This window comes from Saccharopolyspora sp. NPDC047091 (assembly GCF_040643635.1).
Taxonomy (GTDB): Bacteria; Actinomycetota; Actinomycetes; order Mycobacteriales; family Pseudonocardiaceae; genus Saccharopolyspora_C.
The window spans coordinates 1-22072 of the sequence record NZ_JBEYUS010000087.1; the positions used below are offsets into that span (position 1 = coordinate 1).

The 22072-nt window shown below is 72.4% G+C and carries 17 protein-coding genes; 5 read left to right on the top strand and 12 right to left on the bottom strand.

Features of this window, described 5'->3' with window-relative positions:
* Window positions 1-221: 221 nt before the first annotated feature.
* Window positions 222-3221 (bottom strand): glycoside hydrolase family 38 C-terminal domain-containing protein, encoded by a 3000-nt coding sequence (locus ABZ805_RS26230; RefSeq protein ID WP_358445587.1) that lies wholly within the window; start codon window positions 3219-3221, stop codon window positions 222-224.
* Between the two features lie 221 nt (window positions 3222-3442).
* On the opposite strand from ABZ805_RS26230, the gene ABZ805_RS26235 reads away from it, so the two are divergent.
* On the top strand, window positions 3443-3703 hold the full coding sequence (locus tag ABZ805_RS26235; protein ID WP_358445590.1) for a Prokaryotic metallothionein: 261 nt from the start codon (window positions 3443-3445) through the stop codon (window positions 3701-3703).
* A 793-nt stretch (window positions 3704-4496) separates the two neighbouring features.
* On the opposite strand, the gene ABZ805_RS26240 is transcribed toward ABZ805_RS26235, so the two are convergent.
* Window positions 4497-5036 (bottom strand): gamma carbonic anhydrase family protein, encoded by a 540-nt coding sequence (locus tag ABZ805_RS26240; protein ID WP_358445593.1) that lies wholly within the window; start codon window positions 5034-5036, stop codon window positions 4497-4499.
* Window positions 5033-5776 (bottom strand): GntR family transcriptional regulator, encoded by a 744-nt coding sequence (locus tag ABZ805_RS26245; RefSeq protein WP_358445596.1) that lies wholly within the window; start codon window positions 5774-5776, stop codon window positions 5033-5035. The genes ABZ805_RS26240 and ABZ805_RS26245 overlap by 4 nt, the downstream gene beginning before the upstream one ends.
* Before the next feature lie 120 nt (window positions 5777-5896).
* On the opposite strand from ABZ805_RS26245, the gene ABZ805_RS26250 reads away from it, so the two are divergent.
* Window positions 5897-6397 (top strand): GNAT family N-acetyltransferase, encoded by a 501-nt coding sequence (locus tag ABZ805_RS26250; RefSeq protein ID WP_358445598.1) that lies wholly within the window; start codon window positions 5897-5899, stop codon window positions 6395-6397.
* A gap of 13 nt (window positions 6398-6410) precedes the next feature.
* On the opposite strand, the gene ABZ805_RS26255 is transcribed toward ABZ805_RS26250, so the two are convergent.
* The 4 genes from ABZ805_RS26255 to ABZ805_RS26270 all read right to left on the bottom strand — a co-directional run bounded on the left by ABZ805_RS26255 (window position 6411) and on the right by ABZ805_RS26270 (window position 13094).
* Window positions 6411-6905, bottom strand: a complete 495-nt coding sequence (locus ABZ805_RS26255; protein WP_358445601.1) for an STAS domain-containing protein — start codon at window positions 6903-6905, stop codon at window positions 6411-6413.
* A 238-nt stretch (window positions 6906-7143) separates the two neighbouring features.
* Complete coding sequence (locus ABZ805_RS26260; protein ID WP_358445604.1) at window positions 7144-9087, bottom strand: aconitate hydratase; 1944 nt, start codon at window positions 9085-9087, stop codon at window positions 7144-7146.
* Window positions 9088-9229: 142 nt separating this feature from the next.
* Window positions 9230-11605, bottom strand: a complete 2376-nt coding sequence (locus ABZ805_RS26265; protein ID WP_358445608.1) for an ATP-dependent Clp protease ATP-binding subunit — start codon at window positions 11603-11605, stop codon at window positions 9230-9232.
* Window positions 11606-11663: 58 nt separating this feature from the next.
* A complete protein-coding gene (locus ABZ805_RS26270; RefSeq protein ID WP_358445612.1) occupies window positions 11664-13094 on the bottom strand; it encodes an MFS transporter in 1431 nt (476 codons plus the stop codon).
* A 154-nt stretch (window positions 13095-13248) separates the two neighbouring features.
* Here ABZ805_RS26270 and ABZ805_RS26275 point away from each other — a divergent pair, with 154 nt between their 5' ends.
* Entirely contained in the window at window positions 13249-13437 is a 189-nt protein-coding gene (locus ABZ805_RS26275; RefSeq protein ID WP_358445614.1) for a hypothetical protein, read from the top strand.
* 14 nt (window positions 13438-13451) lie between these two features.
* Here ABZ805_RS26275 and ABZ805_RS26280 read toward each other — a convergent pair whose 3' ends face one another.
* The 3 genes from ABZ805_RS26280 to ABZ805_RS26290 all read right to left on the bottom strand — a co-directional run bounded on the left by ABZ805_RS26280 (window position 13452) and on the right by ABZ805_RS26290 (window position 16590).
* A complete protein-coding gene (locus ABZ805_RS26280; protein ID WP_358445617.1) occupies window positions 13452-13844 on the bottom strand; it encodes a hypothetical protein in 393 nt (130 codons plus the stop codon).
* Window positions 13845-14068: 224 nt separating this feature from the next.
* A complete protein-coding gene (locus ABZ805_RS26285) occupies window positions 14069-14719 on the bottom strand; it encodes a phosphoribosyltransferase family protein (RefSeq protein WP_358445635.1) in 651 nt (216 codons plus the stop codon).
* Between the two features lie 80 nt (window positions 14720-14799).
* The gene (locus ABZ805_RS26290; RefSeq protein ID WP_358445619.1) at window positions 14800-16590 is read right to left on the bottom strand and encodes an ABC-ATPase domain-containing protein; all 1791 of its coding nucleotides are present in this window, start codon (window positions 16588-16590) and stop codon (window positions 14800-14802) included.
* 191 nt (window positions 16591-16781) lie between these two features.
* Between ABZ805_RS26290 and ABZ805_RS26295 the strand changes: the two genes are divergently transcribed.
* The gene (locus tag ABZ805_RS26295; protein WP_358445622.1) at window positions 16782-17645 is read left to right on the top strand and encodes a lysozyme; all 864 of its coding nucleotides are present in this window, start codon (window positions 16782-16784) and stop codon (window positions 17643-17645) included.
* 87 nt (window positions 17646-17732) lie between these two features.
* Here ABZ805_RS26295 and ABZ805_RS26300 read toward each other — a convergent pair whose 3' ends face one another.
* Together ABZ805_RS26300 and ABZ805_RS26305 are read right to left on the bottom strand one after the other, a co-directional pair.
* Window positions 17733-18839 carry an LCP family protein gene (locus tag ABZ805_RS26300; protein ID WP_358445625.1) on the bottom strand — a complete coding sequence of 369 codons (1107 nt, stop codon included), beginning with the start codon at window positions 18837-18839 and terminating at the stop codon, window positions 17733-17735.
* 241 nt (window positions 18840-19080) lie between these two features.
* Window positions 19081-20337, bottom strand: a complete 1257-nt coding sequence (locus ABZ805_RS26305) for an aminotransferase class III-fold pyridoxal phosphate-dependent enzyme (protein WP_358445629.1) — start codon at window positions 20335-20337, stop codon at window positions 19081-19083.
* A gap of 116 nt (window positions 20338-20453) precedes the next feature.
* Here ABZ805_RS26305 and ABZ805_RS26310 point away from each other — a divergent pair, with 116 nt between their 5' ends.
* The gene (locus tag ABZ805_RS26310; protein WP_358445632.1) at window positions 20454-21947 is read left to right on the top strand and encodes an NAD-dependent succinate-semialdehyde dehydrogenase; all 1494 of its coding nucleotides are present in this window, start codon (window positions 20454-20456) and stop codon (window positions 21945-21947) included.
* Window positions 21948-22072: the final 125 nt, after the last annotated feature.

The window sequence follows — 22072 nt, forward strand, 5'->3', positions numbered from 1 at the left end:
GTCGAGGCGGTGCAGCCGCTCCCCCGCCCACGGCAGCAGCGCCGCGTGGTGCTCGGTGTCGAACACGACCACCGAGGTGTCCGGGCTCTGCGGCCATGATGCGGAGCGGGTGGTGGCGGGGCGCGGTGGCGATCACCGGATCGGCGCTGTTCACCCCGGCGCGCCGCTGGTTTCACCGGGTCGGGTCGGTGCCCCGCTCCCCTGGTCCCGGTACCGGCGGGTCAGGTTCGGGTGATGCGCAGGGTGCGGATCTGGAAGGGGCGCAGGGTGAGGGGTTCGGTGTGGTCCCGGGCGGGTCCGGTGGGGCGTTCGAGCAGATCGGTGGGGGTGATGGTGGTGTGCGGGAAGTTCGGGGTGAGGGTGGTGGTGGCGCGGCCGCCGCGGGATTCGTAGAGGCGGACGATGATGTCGCCGCTGCGGTCTTCGGCGGGTTTGAGGGCTTCGACGATGACGTCCGGGTTGTCGAGGGTGATCAGGGGTGGGACGGGGTTGCTGCCGGGGACGGTGCGCGGCGGGAGGTTGAGGCGGTATCCCTCGCGGATGGCGTCGCCGATGTCGGCGCCGACGACGAGGGCGTAGCGCAGGTGGTGGTGTCCGTGGTCGGTGTCGGGGTCGGGGAATCGGGGGGCGCGCAGCAGGGAGAGGCGGGCGGTGGTGGTGGTGCCGCCGTCGGGTCGGGTGTGGCGGGTGACGTCGTGGCCGTAGGTGGAGTCGTTGATGAGGGCGTGGCCGTAGAGGTGTTCGCCGACGTGGAGCCAGCGGTGGGCGCAGATCTCGAACTTGGCGGCGTCCCAGGTGGTGTTGGTGTGGGTGGGTCGGTGGAGGTGGCCGAATTGGGTTTCGGCGGTGGAGCGGTCGGCGTGGACGTCGAGGGGGAAGGCGGCTTTGAGGAGTTTTTCGGTTTCGTGCCAGTCGATGTCGGTGTCGATGTGGAGGGTGCGGCCGTGCAGGTGGAGGCGTTGGACGAGGGTGGAGTTCCCGAAGCTGCGCTGGACGGTGAGGGTGGTGCCGTCGAGGGTGATGTGGTCGGTGTCGGTGAGGTCGTGGCCTTGGTGGCGGTAGAACTCGTCGATGTCCCAGGCGTCCCAGGCGTTGGGGTGGTCGGGGTGGAGTTGCAGGAGGTTGCCGGGGTGTCCGGGGGCGAGGGCTTCGCGGCCGGTGTCGAGGTCGAGGACCGAGGTGAGCAGGCCGCGGTGGTCGATGGTGGCGCGGATGCGGCCGTTGTCGAGGGTGGTGGTGCGGTCGGGGTTCTCGGTGGCGGTGGTGGCGGCGGGTGTGGTGGGTGTTCCGGCGCCGAGGGCGGGGATGCCGTGGTGTGCGTGGGGGGTGGCGTTGAAGGTGGTGGTGCCGGGTCCGGTGCCGGCGAGGGCGCGTTGGGCGTGGTCGATGAGTTCGTGGAGTTCGGCGGCGACGTGCTGGTAGGTCTGTTCGGCTTCGCGGTGGACCCAGGCGATGGAGGAGCCGGGGAGGATGTCGTGGAACTGGTGTAGGAGGACGGTTTTCCAGATCCGGTCGAGGGTGTCGTGGGGGTAGTCGTGGCCGAGGGTGGTGTGGGCGGTGGTGCACCAGAGTTCGGCTTCGCGCAGGAGGTGTTCGCTGCGGCGGTTGCCTTGTTTGGTGCGGGCTTGGGAGGTGTAGGTGCCGCGGTGGAATTCGAGGTAGAGCTCGCCGGACCAGACGGCGGGGTCGCGGTGGTCGGCTTCGGCGGCGGTGAAGAACTCGGCTGGTGAGTGGAGTTCGACGGTGGGTGAGCCTTCGAGGTCGGCGAGCCGGTGGGCGCGGGCGAGCATGTCGCGGGTGGGTCCGCCGCCGCCGTCGCCGTAGCCGTAGGGCACGAGGGATCGGGTGGCGTGGCCGTGTTCGGTGAAGTTGCGGCTGGCGTGGGCGAGTTCGGCGCCGGTGAGTTCGGCGTTGTAGGTGTCGACGGGTGGGAAGTGGGTGAAGACGCGGGTGCCGTCGATGCCTTCCCACCAGAAGGTGTGGTGGGGGAACTTGTTGGTCTGGTTCCAGGAGATCTTCTGGGTGAGGAACCAGCGGGAGCCGGAGTGGTGGACGAGTTGGGGCAGGGCGGCGCTGTAGCCGAAGGAGTCGGGTAGCCAGACCTCTTGGGTGTCGATGCCGAATTCGTCGAGGTAGAAGCGTTTGCCGTGCAGGAATTGGCGGGCGAGTGCTTCGGAGCCGGGCATGTTGGTGTCGGATTCGACCCACATGCCGCCGACGGGGACGAATTGGCCGGTGCGGGCGTGTTCGCGGACGCGGTCGAAGAGGTCGGGGTGGTGTTGTTTGAGCCAGGCGAGTTGCTGGGCCTGGGACATGGCGAAGGTGAAGTCGGGGTCGCGGGTCATGAGTTCGGTGGCGTTGGCGACGGTGCGGGCGACTTTGCGGATGGTTTCGCGTTGGGGCCAGAGCCAGGCGGAGTCGATGTGGGCGTGGCCGGTGGCGCTGATGCGGTGGGTGGTGGTGTGGGCGGGGCGGTGGAGGGCGGTGGTGAGTTCGTGGCGGGCGGCGGGTGCGGTGGTGTGGATGTCGTGGAGGTCGAGGCGGTCCAGCATGCGTTCGAGGGCGCGGAGGATGTCGTGGCGGCGGGGTGAGTCGGTGGGGAGTTCGCGCATGAGCTGGGCGAGGACTTCGGTGTCGTGCACGAGTTCGTGGACGGTGAGGTCGCGGAGGGCGAGGTCGGCGCGGGTGAGGCGGTAGAGGGGGGCGCCGGTGGTGGTGCCGCCGTCGAGCCAGGGTGGTGGGTCGCCGAGGTGGGTGGGCCGGAAGCCGTTGTCGCCGAGGATGAGGGGGTTGGCGGCGGCTTCGACGTACCAGGTGAGGGGTTGTCCGGGTGGGGCGTGCAGGGGCAGGTGGGTGTTGCGGGGGTTGAGGCCTTTGATGGGGGTGCCGGTGTCGGTGTGGGCGAGGCCTTCGCAGTGGAATCCGGGGCGGTCGAGGTCGAAGCCGAGGTCGATGACGGCTTCGGCGGGTTGGTCGGCCCAGTCTTCGGGGAGGGTGCCGGTGAGGCGGAACCAGGTGGTTCCCCAGGCGGGTCCCCATTCGTGTCCGATGTGGACGGGGGTGTACTGGGCATGGAGGGCTTGGTGGGCGGGTACGGGTTCGCCGGGGACGTGCCAGGCGGCGATGTCGAGGGGGTGGGTGCGGGTGTGCACGGCGGGCCGGAGTCGTTCGGCGAGGATGCGGTCGAGGCGTTTTTCCACTACGGCGCGGTCGTCGTGCATGTGGTGTCCCCTCGTTCGGAGCGGGTTGGTGCAGACCACTGCTGAGCGTCGATCATCGTGGCACATCGCCGGTGGGGGTGAGTGCCGCCGAACCGGGCCGGGTGATCGCTCGTGCAGGTCATGGCGGTTGCCGGGGTGCGCGGGGCCTCGCATGCTGGGGCCTTTCGCAGGGCGTGCCGGTGTGGCGCGCGGTCCCCGATGGTCGTGGAGGCGATGTGGTGATGGGTACGTGCGAGGTGTGCGGGAACGAGTACTGGATGAGTTTCGAGGTGCGCACGTCGGGTGGCGGGGTGCACGTGTTCGATTCGTTCGAGTGCGCGGCGCAGCGGTTGGCGCCGCAGTGCGAGCACTGCGGGTGCCGGATCTTGGGGCACGGGGTGGAGGTGAGCGGGCGGTTCTTCTGCTGTGCGCATTGTGCGCGGGAGTCGGGGATGTCGATGGTGGAAGAAGTGCGGGATGCGGTGGGCAGTCGGCCTGTTTGAGTCCGGCTCTGGTTCCGTTGCTGGGGAGGTCAGGTGGCGGAACCTGAGCGTTCTCCTCGCTGCTTCGCAGGTGGCTCCGCCGCAGGAGAAGACGCTGTCCTCGCGTGAGCACCGCTGAGAATCCGCGGCGGTGCCGGTGTCCTTGGTGGCCGCCGCTCAGCGGCTTCGCCGCTGACAGGGCGAGGGCGGGGGCGTTGCGCACGCTGGTTCGGCGGGCGGGGGTGAATCGTTTGATTCGGGTGTGGGGGGTGAAATCGGCCCACTCCGTGGTCGTTACCTCTTCGTTACTTGCAGGGTGAAACACGGCGTTCACCAGTGACGACTACGGGGGTGGCACCACTCGCTCACCCGGGGCGCACCAGTTCGCGGGGCACGGGGCGGGTGGTGGCGGCTGGACCACTACGCGTGAAGGGATGCCGAGATGGCAGGTCTGGTTCGTTGGCTGGGTGACATGGCACGGGAGATGGGACGGGCTCGCACCGTGATGCGACACCCCCACTCGCAGGTCGTGAGCTCGGCCGCCCGTCGCGGTCAGAGCTGAAGGCTCTGTTCGTCAGCCCCGGTTCACCCCGGCTGAACGTGGCGCCCCACCGGGTCGCGGACCGGCGCCCACCGCTCTGGCGGTGCTCCGGCGAGCACGGTCAACGCCACATCAAGTGAGACCTCGCGACCCACGCAGGCTTGCTGACGATGCCGTGGCTCCCGTCCACTTCGGACGGAAGCCACGGCATTTCGCATGTTCGAGGCCGGTGCGGCGGGTACCGCTCCCCTCCCCTGCCGCGCCGGTGGCGGGTCAGCCGGTGAGGGCGTCGCGGTGGCGGCCGGCGTTGGCGACGTAGACCTCGGCGGAGAACCGCAGGCGGGCGCGTTCGTCCTCGGTGAGTTCGCGGCGCACCTTGCCGGGGGTGCCCGCGACCATCGAGCCGGGCGGGATCTCGACGCCTTCGAGGACGACTGCTCCGGCGGCGATCAGCGAACCCTCCCCGATCACCGCGCCGTTGAGCACGACCGCGCCCATGCCGATCAGGCAGTCGTCGCCGACGGTGCAGCCGTGCAGCACGGCGCGGTGCCCGACGGTGACGCCGCGGCCGACGGTGGCGGGGAATCCGGGGTCGGCGTGCAGCACGCAGCCGTCCTGGACGTTGCTGCGTTCGCCGACGGTGATGTCCTCGTTGTCGCCGCGCAGCACCGCCCCGTACCAGACGCTGGCGTCGGTGTGCAGGTGCACGCGGCCGATGAGGGTGGCGCCGGGTGCGGCCCAGGCGCTCTCGGCCAGCTGCGGGGTGTGTTCGCCGAGGGTGATGGTGCGGGCGGTGTCGGCTGGGGCGTTCACGGGTCCTCCGGGTCGGCGCGTTCGCGGCGCAGCCATTGCACCGCGTCGTGGGAGTGGCCGCCGACGACCCCCTCGATGCCGTCGAAGGCGCGGGGGTCGGTGGTGCGGGCCAGTTCCGCCAGCACCGTATCGGGGTCGCCGTCGGCGATGACCTCGACCAGTCGTCGTTGAGCGGCGAGGTCGGGGGCGGGTGCGACGCGGTGGGTGAGGGTGAGCATGAGCTGCAGGCCGAGGGTGCGGCAGGTGTCCTCGAGGCGTTCGTTGCCCGCGAGGCCGATGACGGCCAGGCGCAGTTGCAGGGATCGTTCGGCGAACAGCGCGGGGTCGCCGGTGGTGGCGGTGAGGGCGTCGAGTGCGGTGCGGCAGCGGCGCAGCCGGGCGGGTTCGCGCACGGGGATGCCGCGGTGCACGGCGAGGCGTTCGAGTTCGCGGCGCAGGGTGACGATCTCGTAGATGTCGTGCAGGGTCAGCGGGGTGACGATGACGCCTCTGCGGGGCAGTTGGCGCACGAGGCCTTCGTGTTCGAGCACGCGCAGCGCTTCGCGCAGGGGTGGGCGGCTGATGCCCAGCTCGTGGGTGAGCCGGTTCTCCACGATGCGGTCGCCGCAGCGGAGCCCACCGCTGATGATCATGTGTCGGATGGTTCCGGCGGCCAGTTCCACCAGGCTCGGTGGGTCGGCGATGCTGGGCGCGGGAGCGGTGTGCCGCTGCGCCACCTGATCTTCCAGTGATCCGGTCACGGTGCCCAGTGTGCCCGCTCGCGGGGCTGTGCGGTGCGGTTTCCCCGTTGGTGGGAGAAACGGTGTGGTCGGTTTCGAATTCGGTTGCCGCCGGTGCGGGCGGGTGGTGATGCTGGGGTGGTGTTGATTCGCGCGGCGCGGGCCGAGGAGCTGGCGGTGTTGCCGGAGGTGGAGCGCCGTTCGGGGTGGTGCTTCGCCGAGGTGGGCATGGCGCGGGTGGCCTCGGACGCGCCGTTGCCGGTGGAGGTGCTGGCGGGTTTCCGGGAGTCGGGTTCGTTGTGGGTGGCGGTGCAGGGGCCGGGCCCGGTGGCGTTCCTGGCCGCGGAGGTGCTCGACGGGGCGTTGCACGTGGCGCAGGTGAGCGTGGATCCGGGGTGGGCGCGGCGGCGCATCGGTGCGGTGTTGCTGGCGCACGCGGGTGCGCGGGCGGTGCGGCGCGGGTGCGCGGGGGTGTCGTTGACGACGTTCCGGGAGGTGCCGTGGAACGCCCCGTACTACGCGCGTTTGGGGTTCCGGGTGGTGCCGGAGGGGGCGTTGTCGCCGGGGTTGGCGGCGCGGCTCGACGCGGAGCGGTCGGTGTTCCCGGGGTGGCCGCGGGTGGCGATGTGCCGCCCGTGGTGAGCTCGCGGTCCGGTCACAGGTGGTGGCGGCGGATGTCGGCGAGCGCGTGGGTGGTGGTGTCGCGGCTGGTGAACCGGTCGGCGAGGCCGGTGAGGGTGATCAGCCGCAGCACGGCTCCGGTGCCGAAGACGATGTAGAGCGGGGTGCGGCGGGCTTCGGCGCGGCGTTGGGCGTGCAGGAGCAGTTCGAGTCCGGCGGAGCTGCAGAAGGTGACGTCGGCGAGGTCGAGGACGATGGCGCGCAGGGCGGCGGCGGTGAGGCGTTGGCGGACCATTTCGCCGAGGCGTGGTGCGGCGGCGAGGTCGATTTCGCCGCCGACGTGGACGATGACGACGCCGGGGTCGGGCCGGTGCACCGCGAGCCGCAGCGCGCGGGGGTGGCCGGGGGTGCCGATGACGGGTTCCCCTGGGTCGCGAGGTGGCGTGATCGTGCGTTGCGGTGCGAGTTCGACCTGGTCGTGCCGCTGGTGCGCGGTGCGGTCGCTGTTGCCGGTGTTCGCGAGAATCACACTGCCTCCCCCGTGTTCGAGTGCTGCTCGCGGCGGGCCGGCCTGGTGGGTCCGTGGGTCCTCGGGGATCGCGGCGGCGCGTTGCGGCGGCCACCGGTGATCTCGGTGGCGGGGCCTGGGGTGCGGCGCTGCGGTTCCGAGGGGCCAGGGACGTCATGGCCGGGTGCTCGACCGCTGTTTCCTCACGGTAGGAGCGCTAGTCCGATCGAAACAAGGCTGGCCACCATCGTGCGAAGACTTAGGGGGACGTGGCCGACAGCGCGATGATGCCTCCGGCGAGGACGATCTCCACCTGTCGCTCGGAGAGGTGAGGTTCGGCGGTGATGTCGCGACTCTTCGTGGTGTTGCGGAGGGTGAGGGGTTCGCCGGAGCGGAGTGCGTCGCGCAGGCCGCTGGTGGTGAGGACGTCGCCGAGGTCGATGCGGTCGTGGTCGTCGGGGTCGGTGAACCGCAGCGGCAGGATGCCGAAGTTGATGAGGTTCTGCCAGTGGATGCGGGCGAAGGACTTCGCGAGGACCAGCCGCACGCCGAGGTAGCGGGGTGTGATGGCGGCGTGCTCGCGGGAGGAGCCCTGCCCGTAGTTGTCGCCGCCGACGATCAGGTGCGGCCCGGTGTTCTCCGCGCGGCGCGGGTAGTCGGGGTCGAGGCGGGTGAAGGTGAAGCGGGCGAGGGCGGGGATGTTGGAGCGCAGCGGCAGGGCGCGGGCGCCGGCCGGGGAGATCTCGTCGGTGGAGACGTCGTCGCCGGTGATCAGCAGCACGGGAGTGTCGAGCTGGTCGGGCAGGGCGGTGAACTCCGGGAGCGCGGAGATGTTGGTGCCCTTCTCGGGGCGGATGCGTTCGGCTTCGGCGGCCGGTGGCGGGGCGACGAGCATGCCGGTGTTGATCGCGGTGTGCTGCGGCCACCGCACGTGGGGCCGCAGGCCGAGGTCGTCGGCGAGGTCGCGGGGGTCGGTGATGCGGCCGGTGAGGGCGGCGGCGGTGGCGGTTTCCGGGGAGCACAGCCACACCGAGTCGTCGGGGGTGCCGGAGCGTCCGGGGAAGTTGCGGGGGAAGGTGCGCAGCGAGCGGGTGCCTGCCGCGGGGGCTTGGCCCATGCCGATGCAGCCGAGGCAGCCGGTCTGGTGCAGGCGGGCGCCCGCGGTGATCAGGGCGGTGAGGTCTCCGGTGGTGGCGAGGTCGGTGAGGGTCTGGCGGGAGGTGGGGTTGATGTCGAAGCTGACCTGCTCGGCGATGCGGCGGCCGCGGACCATGTCGGCGGCGGTGGCGAAGTCGCGCAGCCCGGGGTTGGCGGAGGAGCCGATGACGGCTTGGCCGATGTCGGCGCCTGCGGCTTCGCGCACGGGCACGACGTCGCCGGGCGAGGACGGGCGGGCGATGAGCGGTTCGAGGGTGGACAGGTCGATGTGCTCGGTGTGGTCGTAGGTGGCGCCGGGGTCGGCGGCCAGCGGGGTGAAGTCGGCGTCGCGGTCCTGGGCGCGCAGGAAGTCGCGGACTGCGTCGTCGGCGGGGAACACGGTGGTGGTGGCGCCGAGTTCGGCGCCCATGTTCGCGATGACGTGCCGGTCCATCGCGGTGAGTTCGGCGAGGCCGGGCCCGTGGTATTCGATGATGCGCCCGACGCCGCCCGCGACGCCGTGGCGGCGCAGCATCTCCAGCACCACGTCCTTGGCCGACACCCACGGCGGTGGCCGCCCGTCGAGGTGCACTCCCCACACCTGGGGCATGCGCAGGCGCAGGGGTGCGCCGGTGATGGCGAGGGCGACTTCGAGGCCGCCGACGCCGATGGCGAGCATGCCCAGGGATCCGGCGGCGCAGGTGTGGGAGTCGGAGCCGGCGAGGGTGGCGCCGGGGGTGCCGAAGCGCTGCATGTGGGTGGGGTGGGAGACGCCGTTGCCGGGCCGGGAGTACCAGATGCCGTAGCGGGCGGCGGCGGTGCGCAGGTAGTCGTGGTCTTCGGCGTTCTTCTCGTCAGTCTGCAGCAGGTTGTGGTCGACGTATTGGACGCTGAGGCGGGTGCGGGCGCGCTGGAGCCCGAACGCTTCGAGTTCCTGCATGACGAGGGTGCCGGTGGCGTCCTGGGTGAGGGTCTGGTCGATGCGCAGGCCGATCTCGGCGCCGGGGGCGGGTTCGCCGTCGGTGAGGTGGGTGGCGATGAGCTTGTGCGCCAGGGTCTGCGGCATCGGTGCCTCCCGGGGCGGGTGCGGATCACCGGTCTTCGCCGGGCTACCCGGACGGGGCGCGGGGCAAACGATCAGGCCGCGCACCGCCGTGCCGCCTGCCCGTGCCATTGCCGTGGTCGCCGGCGGGGTGCTGCGGGGTGGGTCAGGCGGGTGCGCCGGTGCGGCGGTGCGCGGGTGCGGCGTGGCGGCCGCCGGGTGCGCCGTGGCGGGCGGCGGAGACGTGCAGGGACAGTTCGCCGCCGAGGACGTCGACGAGGACGTCTCCCCCGTCGGTCAGCGATCCGTCCAGCAGCAGCGAGGCGAGGCGGGTGTCGAGTTCGCGCTGGATGATGCGCCGCAGGGGTCGGGCGCCGAACTCGCCGCCCGCGCCGCGTTCGGCGAGCCAGGTCATGGCGGCGTCGGAGATCTCCATCCGGATGCCCTGCTCGCGCAGCTGAGCGGCGGTGCGTTCCAGCAGCAGCGAGGTGATCTGGCCGAGTTCGCGGTCGCCGAGGGCTTGGAAGACGGTGACCTCGTCGATGCGGTTGAGGAATTCGGGGCGGAAGAAGCCGCGCAGGTCGTCGAGGAGCGCGTCGGCGAGTTCGTCGGCGGGGGCGGCGGAGTCGAGGATGCGGTCGGCACCGATGTTCGAGGTCATGATGATCACGGTGTTGCGGAAGTCGACGGCACGGCCCTGGGCGTCGGTGAGGCGTCCGGCGTCGAGGACCTGCAGCAGCGTGTTGAACACGTCGGGGTGGGCTTTTTCGACTTCGTCGAGCAGCACCACCGAGTAGGGCTGGCGGCGGATGCGTTCGGTGAGCTGCCCGGCTTCCTCGTAGCCGACGTAGCCGGGTGGGGCGCCGATGAGGCGGGAGACGGTGTGCTTGTCCTGGAACTCGCCCATGTCGAAGCGGGCCATGCGGTCGGCGTCGCCGAACAGGGCGCGGGACAGGGCGCGGGCGAGTTCGGTCTTGCCGACGCCGGTGGGGCCGAGGAACAGGAAGCTGCCGATGGGCCGGTCGGGGTCGGCGAGCCCGGCGTGGGCGCGGCGGACGGCTTCGGCGACGGAGCGCACGGCGATGGGCTGGCCGACGACGCGTTCGGCGAGGCGTTGTTCGAGGTCGAGCAGGCGGCGCCGGTCCTGGTCGGAGACTTCGGCGACGGGGATGCCGGTGCGGCGGGCGACGACGTCGGCGATGTCGGAGGCCTCCACGAGCGGTTCTGGGGCCCAGGAGGTGCCGCCGCGGCGCATCCGCACCCGGGAGCAGGCCTGGTCGAGCAGGTCGAAGGCCTTGTCGGGCAGGAACCGGTCGGTGAGGTAGCGGTCGGCGAGGCGGGCGGCGGCGTCGAGGGCGTCGGGGGCGATGCGGACCCGGTGGTGGCGGCGGTACTTCTCGGCGACGCCGTCGAGGACGCGGATGGTGTCCTCGACGGACGGTTCGGGCACCAGGACGGGTTGGAAGCGGCGTTCCAGCGCCGGGTCCTTCTCGACGTGCTTGCGGTACTCCTCGACGGTGGTGGCGCCGATCAGGTGCAGTTCGCCGCGGGCGAGGGCGGGTTTGAGCATGGTGCCCGCGTCCATGGAGCCCTCCCCCGCGCCCGCGCCGACGATGCTGTGCATCTCGTCGATGAACACGACGACGTCGTCGCGGTGGGTGCGCAGTTCGGTGAGTACGTCGCGGAAGCGTTGCTCGAATTCGCCGCGGAACTTGGCCCCGGCGACCATGCCCGCCAGGTCCAGGGACACGAGGCGTTTCCCGGCCAGCGGCCAGGGCACGTCGCGGTCGACGATGCGCTGGGCGAGGCCTTCGACCAGGGCGGTCTTGCCGACTCCGGGGTCTCCGATGAACACGGGGTTGTTCTTGGAGCGGCGGCCGAGGACTTCGATGGCCTGGTCGATCTCCTCGTCGCGGCCGATGACGGGGTCGAGGGCGCCGTTGCGGGCGAGTTCGGTCATGTCGAGGCCGAACTCGTCCAGGCGCGGGGTGGCGCTCAGCGAACCCGTGCTGGTGCCGCGGGTGGTGCGGTCGCCGCCTTCCATGGCGCGGGCCAGGGCGCGGCCCGCGACGGATTCGGGGTCGTGAGCGAGGCCGAGCAGCACGTGGCGGGCGCCGACGACTTCGGCTCCTTCGCCGAGGGCCTGCTGGTGGGCGCCGAGCAGGGCGCGGCGCGCGGAGGAGGACAGCACGGGTGCGCGGCGCGGTCCGCCCGCGACGGCGTCGACGGTGCCCGCGACGGTGCGGACTCCGGTGGCGAGGTCGGTGACGCGGACGCCGGAGTCGGCGAGCATCCGGGCGGTGGAGTCGACCTGGGTGACCGCCCACAGCAGGTGGGTGCTGTCGAGTTCGCGGCTGCCCCAGTCGACGGTGGCGTGGATGGCTTTGGAGACCACGTCGTGGGCTTCGGGGTCGAGGAGGTTGGACAGGCCGAGGCCGCCGGGGCCGTGTTCGGTGCGGCGCTGCTCGCCGCCTCCTTCGACGAGGCTGTTGAGCAGCGAATCGAATGCGGCCGACGCATCGCCTGCACTGCCCCGATCCACCGGTACACCTCCTGCCCCGGCGGGCACCGCTCGTGCCCGCACCACGCCACCATAGTGATCAACTCCGTGCGGGTGGGAACGCACCGCCCGTGCGGCGCCCGCTGGTGAGCCGTTCTCCCAGGGCGCCTGCCAGCAGCACGGCGCTGATCACGGCTACGACGGTACCGAGCCGGTGCAGTCCGGCGTCAGCGGCCGGTCCGGCGAAGCCGAGTTCGATGACGGCGGCGGCGATGTTGGCGCCGACGTACTGGGAGGTGCGGTAGAGCCCGGAGGCCATGCCCGCGTCGGCGGCGTCGGCCTGCTGGTAGAGGGCGGCTTGGTTGCCGATGTTGTTGAACCCGTTGGGCAGGCCGAGCACGGCGGCGACGCCGAGCAGCAGCACCAGGCCGCTGGCCGAGTGCAGCTGGGTCAGTCCGAGCCCGCCGGCCAGCAGCGCCACCGATCCGACCAGCAGCACGGGCCGGTGGCCGCGGCGGCGGATGACGCGTCCGGCCACGGCCACCGAGCCCATCGCCAGCAGCGCGATGGGCAGCACGACCAGTCCGGCTTGATCGGGGGTGAGGCCGCGGGCGCTCTGCAGCCACATCGGATACCCGTAGAAGACGGTGTAGAAGGCGACGTAGGTCAGGGCGGTGCGCAGGTAGGTGCCGGTCAGCGGCCGGTTGCGGGCGAGCATCCGCACGTCGGCGAACGGGTCGGGCACCCGCAGTTCCCACGCGGCGAAGGCGGCGACGAGGACGGCGAGCAGTCCGAGCAGCCACCAGCTGGGCTGGTCGGCCAGGGACAGCAGGAACAGCATGAGCACGGCGATGCAACCGGTGAACAGGGCGCCGCCGGGCAGGTCGAGGCCGCGCAGCACCGCGGTGGTGGTGGTCGGCGGCCGGGGCGGGTCGGCGGGCAGGTGGCGCCGGGCGGCGATGCCGACGGCGACGCTGAGGGGCACGTTGATCAGGAAGATCGATTGCCAGCCCTGCCAGGACACCAGCAGCCCGCCGACGACGGGCCCGAAGGCGATCATGACCTGGCCGCCGATGGCCAGTGCGCTCAGCGCCCCGGCGGGCAGGGCGGTGCCGCGCCGGTCGGCTTCGGCGCGCAGCATGGCCACGCCTGCGGGGAACGCCGCGCAGGTGCCCAGGCCGAGCAGGATGCGCAGCCCGATGAGCCAGCCGAGGTCGGGTGCGAGCGGGGCGAGCAGCGAGCTGAGCACGGTGAGCGCGAGGGAGGTGGTGAACACGCGGCGTGGGCCGATGCGGTCGGCCAGGCGTCCGGCGGTGGGCGAGCCGATGGCGGTGGCCAGGTAGAGCCCGGAGATCAGCCAGGAGGCGGCGGCGCCCGCGTGGAACTCGTCGCGGATGTCGACCAGGGCCACGGCCATGGTGGAGGCGTTGAGCGCTTGGAGCACGGTCCCGGCGGCGATGGTCAGCACGAAGCTGCGGGGCAGTGCCCGGTCGGTTCTGGTCGCGGTCGCCCGGGTGTCGTGTGCGGTCACGTCATCCCACGCTAGTTCGTTAGCGTGCCTAACTTCAAAGATCGTGGGATACGCCTCCCGCGCAGCGGGATTCGACCACCCGGACGACGGTAGGCGAGGGACCCCACGACGGAGACGGCCCGAACGCGGGCCGCACGAAGGAAGGAGGGCACCGATGCAACGCGGCAGCGACAAGCACGGTCCCGCCCAGGACGACGCGCTGGAACAGGACGTGCGCGGCCTCCTGCAGGGCAACCACCCCACCCGCGCCCAGGAGGAGCTCGACGCCGAACCGCCCGCCGACGACGACCCCGCCCTGCTGCGCCCCGAACCGCCGTCCGCGGGCGACGAACCCGAGGGCTGAGCGGGCGCCGGTGATCAGGCGGGGTGTTCGGCGGCGTCGACCGCGTCGGCGAGCCGGGTCAGCTCGCGGCTGACGTGCACGAGCCGTTCGGCCACGACGCTGGCGTGCCCGGTCAGGGCGCCGGCGTGCCCGGCGGCGCGCAACCACTCGGTGATGCCGGCGACCCCGGCGGCCATGCCTTCGGCGGTGGCGGCGAAACCGCGGGTGGACTGCTCCAGGTCGGCGATCGAGTGCGACATGGCGGGATCGCCGAGCCGTTCCCCCAGGACGTGGGCGGCTTCGCCGACCTGGAGGGCGACCTCCGCGGTGTAGCCACCGTCGTCGACCCCGGGTCGCCTGCCGCCGGGGGCGGACGAGCGCCGCTGGGTCGGGGCCGGAGCGTGATCGGAGTGCGCGGGGAGGGTCATAACAGCTCAGCCAACCCCACGGAAGCGGTAGAGACCACACCTTCGGTGCGAAAGTTCTCGAGAACAACCCGTTTCCCGCACAACCTCACGCCTGGGTTGCGCATCACGCAACGATCTTTTCTTGGGATGTGGGACGGCCGGCGACATCCCGCCACACCCCCACCGCCCGGGCCGGGACCACGCAGCGTCACCACCGTGCAGGTCGGCACCGGGCGGCGCCACCATCACCCGGTGCTCGCCAGCAGCCGGGCGACCTCCTCGTCGGTGGTCGCCGCGAAGCTCCCGTACCACTGCCCCACCGCGCTGAAGTCCACCGGCTGCAGCACGCACACCACCTCGTCGGTCTCCGCCCGCAACGCCGCCACCGCGTCCGGGGCGCCCACCGGCACCGCCAGCACCACCGACCGCGGGCCGAGTCGCCGCAGCATCCGCGCCGCGGCGCGCGCCGTCGCCCCCGTCGCCAGCCCGTCGTCGACCAGCAGCACGTCCCGTCCCGCGACCTGCAGCTCCCGGCCGGTCCCGAAGCGCTCTTCGCGGGCGCGGGCGGTGGCGCGTTCCCGCTCGCACGCCCGCGCCAGCGCCGCCTCGTCCACCCGGAACGACCGCAGCAGCCGCTCGTCGTAGCTCGGCGGGCCGTGCGCGGTGACCGCGCCCAGCGCCAGCTCCGGCTGCCCGGGCGCGCCGATCTTGCGGGCCACCGCCACCCGCAGCGGCGCGGCGAGCCGGGCGGCGACCCGCGCGGCCACCGGCACCCCGCCGCGGGCCAGGCCTAGCACCACCGGCCGCACCCACGTCCGGTCGGCCAGCCGCTCGGCCAGCACCTCCCCCGCGTGCTCGCGGTCCCGGTACTGCTCCGCCGCGCCGCGCCCCGGCATCATCGGCCTCCGTTCCCGAAGCGACCCTGCCACCACCGTGTGCCCGGCGGGCTCGGGACGGGAAACCCGCCGGGCAGCGATCAGTCCCGGAACGCCGCGACCCGCAACGTCCGCAGCCGGTTGAGCGCCGCGGCCAGTTCGAAGCGGCGCGGCACCGCGAAATCACCCGCGTACCGCTCGTCCACCCCGGCCACGCCGCGTTCGGCGACGCGCGCCCCGAATTCGTCGAGGACCTCGGCGACCGTGCGCCGCCCGTCCAGCAGGCCTGCCCGCACGCACGTCACCAGCGCCAGCCCGATCCCGGTGACCTGGGCGGGGTCGACCAGCTGCTCCACCGCGCGCAGCTCCACCGTCGACTCGCCCAGCGTCAGCGCATCGGTGCCGCGCGAGCGCACCTTCGGGCGCGGACCGTCGAGCGAGGACGGGTCGGGGATGCGGGCGCGCACCGGCGGGAACTCCTCGGCCTCCCGGCTGCGCCCGGTCGGGGTCGCCGCCAGCCGCCGGGCCTGCTCGGTGACCTCCCGCGCCCGGTAGGAGTCCATCATCAGCACCCGGTCGGCGACGTCCATGTAGTCGCCCGAGCCGCCCATCACCAGCACCGTGGAGACCCCGCGGGACCGCGACAGCGGCCGGATCAGGTCCAGGAACGGGGTCAGCGGCTCGGATTCCTTGGCCACCAGCGCCTGCATCCGCGCGTCCCGGATCATCAGGTTCGTGGCCGCGGTGTCCTCGTCGACCAGCAGCACCCCGGCCCCGGCCTCCACCGATTCCACGATCGCCGCGGCCTGCGAGGTGGAGCCCGAGGCGTTGTCGGTGGAGAAGTCGGTGGTGTCGGCGCCGGTGGGCAGGTGGCTCACGAACGGGCTCACGTCCACCCGGTGCACGCGGCGCCCGTCCTCGGCGCGGACCTTGACGGTGTCCTCGCGGCTGACGACCAGTTCCCGCCCGTCGCCGGGCACGTGGTCGTACACGCCGTTCTCCAGGGCGCGCAGCAGCGTCGACTTGCCGTGGAAGCCGCCGCCGACGACGAGGGTGATGCCCTCTCCGATGCCCATGCCGGTGATCTCGCCCCGGTTGGGCAGGGTCACCGACACCCGCATCGACTCCGGGGAGCGGAACGGCACCGCATCCGGCAGGGGGCGTTCGTCGACGCCGCTGCGCCGCGGCAGCACCGAGCCGTCGGCGACGAACGCCACCAGGTCGCGGGCGGCGAGCTCCTCGCGCAGCGCGTCGGTGTCCTCCACCGATTCCACGAACTCCCGCAGCCGGTCCTGGTCGGCGGTGGCGTGGCGCAGCGCCGCCTCCACCACGTCGGGCACCCGGTCGCACAGGGCGCGTTCGGCGGCGCGGCCGTCGATGCTGCGCCCGCGCCCGGGCAGGTCGATGCCCAGCCGCAGCCGCACCCCGCCGTCGGGCAGCACCTGGCAGGAACTGCGGTCGAGGACCTGCTGGCGGCCCGCGTCGACGCGCAGCCCGCTCTCGCGCAACCGGCGTTCCGCGGCGCGCACCAGGAACCCGGCCACCGCCCGCGCCCGCACCGGTGTGGACCGCAGCTGCTCGGGCAGGCCCGCGGTGGCGGGGTGCACCCGCACCTCGCAGCGGCTGGCGGGGGCGTAGGGGTCGGGCTGGACGCGCTGGACCTCCAGGTCGAACCCGTCGAACGACCAGTCCCCGGTCAGCGTCTTGTAGCGGCCGTAGCCGGCGCCGTGCAGTTCGCGCAGCAGCGCGCGCAGCCCGGCGGCGTCGCGCAGCCCGGCGGCGTCGCGCGGCCCGGAGTGCTGTTGGGGGGCGCCCTCGCGCCCGGGCCGGCGGTCGGGGCGGCCGTGCCCGCCGCGCCGGGGGCCGCCGGGTCCGTGGGTTCGTTCTGCCATGGCCCGACAGGTACCCGACGTGGCGGCGAATATCCAATCCGCTCCGGTCACGGTCGAGCGACTGAGATCGGGCGGGTTGCCGATCAAGCGGTTATCCTCCGCCCGCACGATCTTCGACCCGGGCGAGCACCCGCAGTGGCCGACCGGGCGTGCGCCGACCGGACGTCCCGCACCATTGGAGGCGAACCGCCGTGCCCGTTCCCCGACATCCACGCCCGTCCCGGAGCCGCCGGCTGCGCCACGGGCTGACGGCCGCGTTGACCGGTGCGCTGCTGGCCGCGATCGTGTCCCCCGCTTCCGCCGCGACCCCCGCCTCCGGGGACGGGGCCCCGCGCCTGGACCGCTCCGACCCGGACGGGGCGTGGGCCGGGTTCAGCGTCGGCCGCTCCGCCACCGAGGACACCGACCGCTCCCTGCCCGGTGTGCGCGGTCCGGGGGTGGCGGGCATGGACGTCAGCGGGCACCAGGGGGCGGTGGATTGGCCGCGGGCCTACGCCGACGGGGCCCGGTTCGCCTACGTCAAGGCCAGCGAGGGCATCGGGTTCACCAGCGACAGCTACCTGCAGCAGTACGAAGGTGCGGCGGCGGCGGGCATGGTCCGCGGCGCCTACCACTTCGGGTTGCCCGACAGCTCCACCGGCGCCGAACAGGCGCACTACTTCGTCGACCACGGCGGTGGCTGGCTGCCGGACGGGCGGACCCTGCCGGGGGCGCTGGACATCGAGTCGAACCCGTACGGCGACACGTGCTACGGCCTGTCCCCGGAGCAGATGTCGGGGTGGATCGCCGATTTCAGCGGCACCTACCAGGCCCGCACCGGCCGGTTCCCCACGATCTACACCACGACCCGCTGGTGGGACCAGTGCACGGGGTCGAACCCGGACTTCGCGGCGAACAACCCGCTGTGGCTGGCGCGGTTCGCCCCGGAGATGGGGCCGCTGCCGGCGGGCTGGGACTACCAGGCGATCTGGCAGTTCAACAACACCGGGGTGTTCCCCGGTGACCAGAACACGTTCAACGGCGATCCGGGGCAGCTGGCGCGGTTCGCCGGGTAGGGGCCCGGGCGGCGGCACGAAGGAGGGGTGGGACCGGATTCCGGTCCCACCCCTTCTCGTTCGTGCACTGCGCCGACAAGGAGCCGATCAGGGGCCGACGAGGTCGTCCGGGATCGGTTCGTTCGCCGCGATGGCCCCGAACAGGCGGGATGCGTTCGCGCTGTCCCACTTGATGACGGACTGGCCGCTGTCGGTGCGCACGAAGTCGCCGAACGGGACGCTGGTGGTGATCCCGTTGCCGCCGCTGACGTCGCCGAGCGCCTTGACCAGCCAGAACAGGTGCCAGACGTGGTCGGAGTCGTTGAGCAGGAACGTGGTGCCCGCCGCGTTGGCCAGCGGCACCATCCGGAACGGGTTGAGCAGCGTCGCCGGGCCCATCGCCTTGTCGGTCAGCGCGCCCAGCAGCTTGCGCTGGTTCTCCGCGCGTTCGAGGTCGCCGCCCTTGAGGGAGTAGCGGGCGCGGACGAACGACAGCGCCTGCGGCCCGTCGAGCTCCTGGCAGCCCGCGGGCAGGTGCGCGTTGGCCTTCTCGTCCTCCATCGGCTCCTCCAGGCACATGTCCACGCCGCCGACGGCGTCGACCAGGTCGGAGAACCCGCCGAAGCCGATCTCGGCGTAGTGGTCGATGTGCACGTCGGTGACCGTTTCCACGGTTTCGGCCAGCAGCTGCGGGCCGCCGATGGAGAACGCGGCGTTGAGCCGGTCCTTGCCGTGCCCGGGGATCGGGACGTAGGAGTCGCGGGGCAGGCTGACCAGCGCGGGCTTGCCGCCGCCGGTGGGGATGTGCACGAGCATCATCGAGTCGGTGCGGCGCCCGGCGGCGTCCCCGGCCGAGAGCTCCTCGCGCTGGGACTCGTCGAGCCCTTCGCGGCTGTCGGAACCCACCAGCAGCCAGTTGGTGCCGGGCGTGTCGGCGATGCGCCCGTCGTACTCGAGGGCTTCGGTGCGCTGCAGCACGCTGTCGACGTAGATGCCGAATCCGACCACGACCAGCAGCAGCACCAGCACGACGATGCCGATGCGCTTGCCCCAGCCCATCCGCTTGCGCCGCGGCGGCGGGGGCGGCGGCCCGGTGCGGCGGGCGGGTGGTGGCTGCGGCGGCGCACCGCCACCACCGCGGCTGCGGGCGTAGTAGTCGTAGCCGCCCTGCTGCGGCCGTCGGCCCCTCGGCGGATTCGCCGACCAATCACTCATGACCTTCACACCTGCGGAGTCGACTCGCCGACACGCTCCGTGCCGACCTGTGCGGTGCAGCATCCCAGAAGCGCCGTGGCGATCGGCACACCGCTACCGCAACGGTATGGAAACCACCCGTCCGGAACCGGCGGGCGCAACGGGTGCGGGGCATCCGCGGGAAAACCCGCGTCCGAACGCAGCAGCGGGGTGCGGTGCACGGGCACCGCACCCCGCCGGGGTGCTCCGGGGTCGGCGCGGGTCAGCCGGCGACGGCCGCCGCGACGGCTTCGGACCACAGGGCGACGCCGTCGTCGACCTGCTCGGCGGTGACGATCAGCGGCGGGATCATCCGCACCACGTTGCCCGCGGGACCGCAGGTCAGCAGCAGCAGGCCCCGTTCGGCGGCGGCGGCGTGGGCGCGGGTGGCGGTGGCGGTGTCGGGTCGGCCGTCGGGCGTGGTGAACTCGTTGCCGATCATGAGCCCGCGGCCGCGGACCTCACCGATGACGGGGTGTTCGGCGGCGACCTTGCGCAGCCCTTCCTGCAGGCGGGCGCCCTGTTCGGCGGAGTTGTCCACGAGGTGCTCGTCGCGCACGACGTCCAGGGTGGCCAGGGCGGCGGCCGCGGCGACCGCGTTGCCGCCGTAGGTGCCGCCCTGCGAGCCGGGCCACGCCTTGCCCATCAGGTCGGCGGAGGCGGCGATGCCGGAGATGGGGAACCCGCTGGCGATGCCCTTGGCGGTGATCAGGATGTCGGGTGTGATGGTGGAGTGCTGGTGCCCCCAGAACTTCCCGGTGCGCCCCACCCCGGTCTGGACCTCGTCGGCGATGAGCAGGATGCCGTGCCGGTCGGCGCGTTCGCGCAGCCCTTCGAGGAATTCCGGGGGCGTGGGGATGTAGCCGCCTTCGCCGAGGACGGGTTCGACGATGAACGCGGCGGTGTCCTTCGGGGAGGTGACCGTCAGCAGCAGCTGGTCGAGTTCGGCGAGGGCGAAGCGCACCGCTTCGGCCTCGGACCAGCCGTGCCGGTAGGTCTCGGGGAACGGGCTGAACGCCACGCCCGGCATCATCGGCCCGATGCCGGCGCGCACCTTCACCCCGGAGGTGGTCAGCGCACCGGCGCCCATGGTGCGGCCGTGGAATCCGCCGTGGAAGGCGACGATGGTCTGGCGCCCGGTGGCCTGGCGGGCCAGCCGCACGGAGGCTTCGACCGCTTCGCTGCCGGAGTTGACGTAGAACATCCGGTCCAGCCCGGCGGGCAGCACCTCGCCGAGGCGTTCGGTCAGCTGGAGCAGCGGCCGGTGCATCACCGTCGTGTACTGGCCGTGGATCAGGGTGCCCACCTGGCGCTGCGCTGCTTCGACCACGCGGGGGTGGCAGTGTCCGGTGCTGGTGACGCCGATGCCGGCGGTGAAGTCGAGGTAGCGGCGGTCGTCCTCGTCGTAGAGGTAGACGCCCTCCCCGCGGGCGGCCAGCACTGGTGTCGCCTGCTTCAACGCCGGCGAGAGCTCAGCCATGTCCGACTCCAAGCTGTCGTATCTCGAATGTAGGATTGTTGACAATCGCGAGGGACATGCAACCATCACGACTGCGTCATGTCCACCCGCCGACACGGAAGGCCCGCAGAACAGAGATGAGCACCCCCAGCAGCTCCCCCGCAGGCACCGAGTCCCGAGAGGCCGCCGTCGTCGACGCCGCCCCCAAGCAGCTGCTCATCGGCGGCAAGTGGCGCCCGGCCACCGGCGACCGCACCTACGAGGTCGAAGACCCCTCCACCGGCCGCGCGCTGTGCTCGGTCGCCGACGCCAGCCCCGAAGACGGCATCGCCGCCCTCGCCGCCGCGCACGACGCCCAGGCCACCTGGGCCAAGCACCCGCCGCGGGAGCGCGGGGAGATCCTGCGCCGCGCCTACGAACTCATCCAGCAGCGCCACGAGGACCTCGCCCTGCTGATGACCCTCGAAATGGGCAAGCCGCTGCCCGAAGCGCGCGGCGAGATCACCTACGCCTCGGAGTTCTTCCGCTGGTTCGCCGAAGAGGCCGTGCGCATCGGCGGCGACTACGCCGTCGCCCCCAGCGGCACCGGCCGCTTCCTGGTCACCCAGCAGCCCGTCGGCCCCACCCTGCTGATCACCCCGTGGAACTTCCCGATGGCCATGGGCACCCGCAAGATCGGCCCGGCCATCGCCGCCGGCTGCACCTCGGTGATCAAACCCGCGCACCAGACGCCGCTGTCGATGCTGGCGCTCGCCGAGATCCTGCAGGAAGCGGGCCTGCCCGACGGGGTGCTCAACGTGGTGACCGCCGTCGGCGCCGGGTCGGTGATGGAACCGATGATCCGCGACGGGCGCGCCCGCAAGCTCTCCTTCACCGGCTCCACCTCGGTGGGCCGCAAGCTCATCGAGCAGTCGGCCGAGCAGGTCCTCAACGTGTCGATGGAACTCGGCGGCAACGCCCCGTTCCTGGTGTTCGCCGACGCCGACCTCGACACCGCCGTCGAAGGCGCCATGCAGGCCAAGATGCGCAACATCGGCGAGGCCTGCACCGCGGCCAACCGGTTCTACGTGCACGCCGACGTCGCCGACGAGTTCTCCCGGCGCCTGGCCGAGCGCATGGCAGCGCTGCGTATCGGCCGCGGCGTCGCCGAGGACGTGCAGGTGGGGCCGCTGATCGACGCCACCCAGCTGGGCAAGGTCGACGACCTCGTCAACGACGCGGTCGGGCACGGCGCCGAGGTCGTCGTCGGCGGCTCCCGGCACGGCGGCGACGGCTACTTCTACCCGCCGACGGTCCTCAAGAACGTGCCCGCGCAGGCCCGCATGACCCGGGAGGAGATCTTCGGGCCGGTCGCACCCATCAGCACCTTCACCGACGAGCAGACCGCCATCGACCAGGCCAACGACACCGAGTACGGGCTGGTCGCCTACGTCTACACCCGGGACCTCAACCGGGCGCTGCGCGTCTCCGAAGCCCTGGAGAGCGGCATGATCGGCCTCAACCAGGGGGTGGTGAGCAACCCGGCGGCCCCGTTCGGCGGGGTGAAGGCCTCCGGGCTGGGCCGCGAAGGCGGCAAGGTCGGCATCGACGAGTTCCTGGAGACCAAGTACATCGCCATCGGCGGCCTGTGATCCCCGTCCGCCCCGCGTTGCGGTGCCCCGCGTGCAGTGCGCGCGGGGCCCCCCCCCCGCCGGGCCCCGGAGCAGATCGGGAGAGCGGCGGGGAGGGAAATACTGTGCACCCCCCAATGTAGATA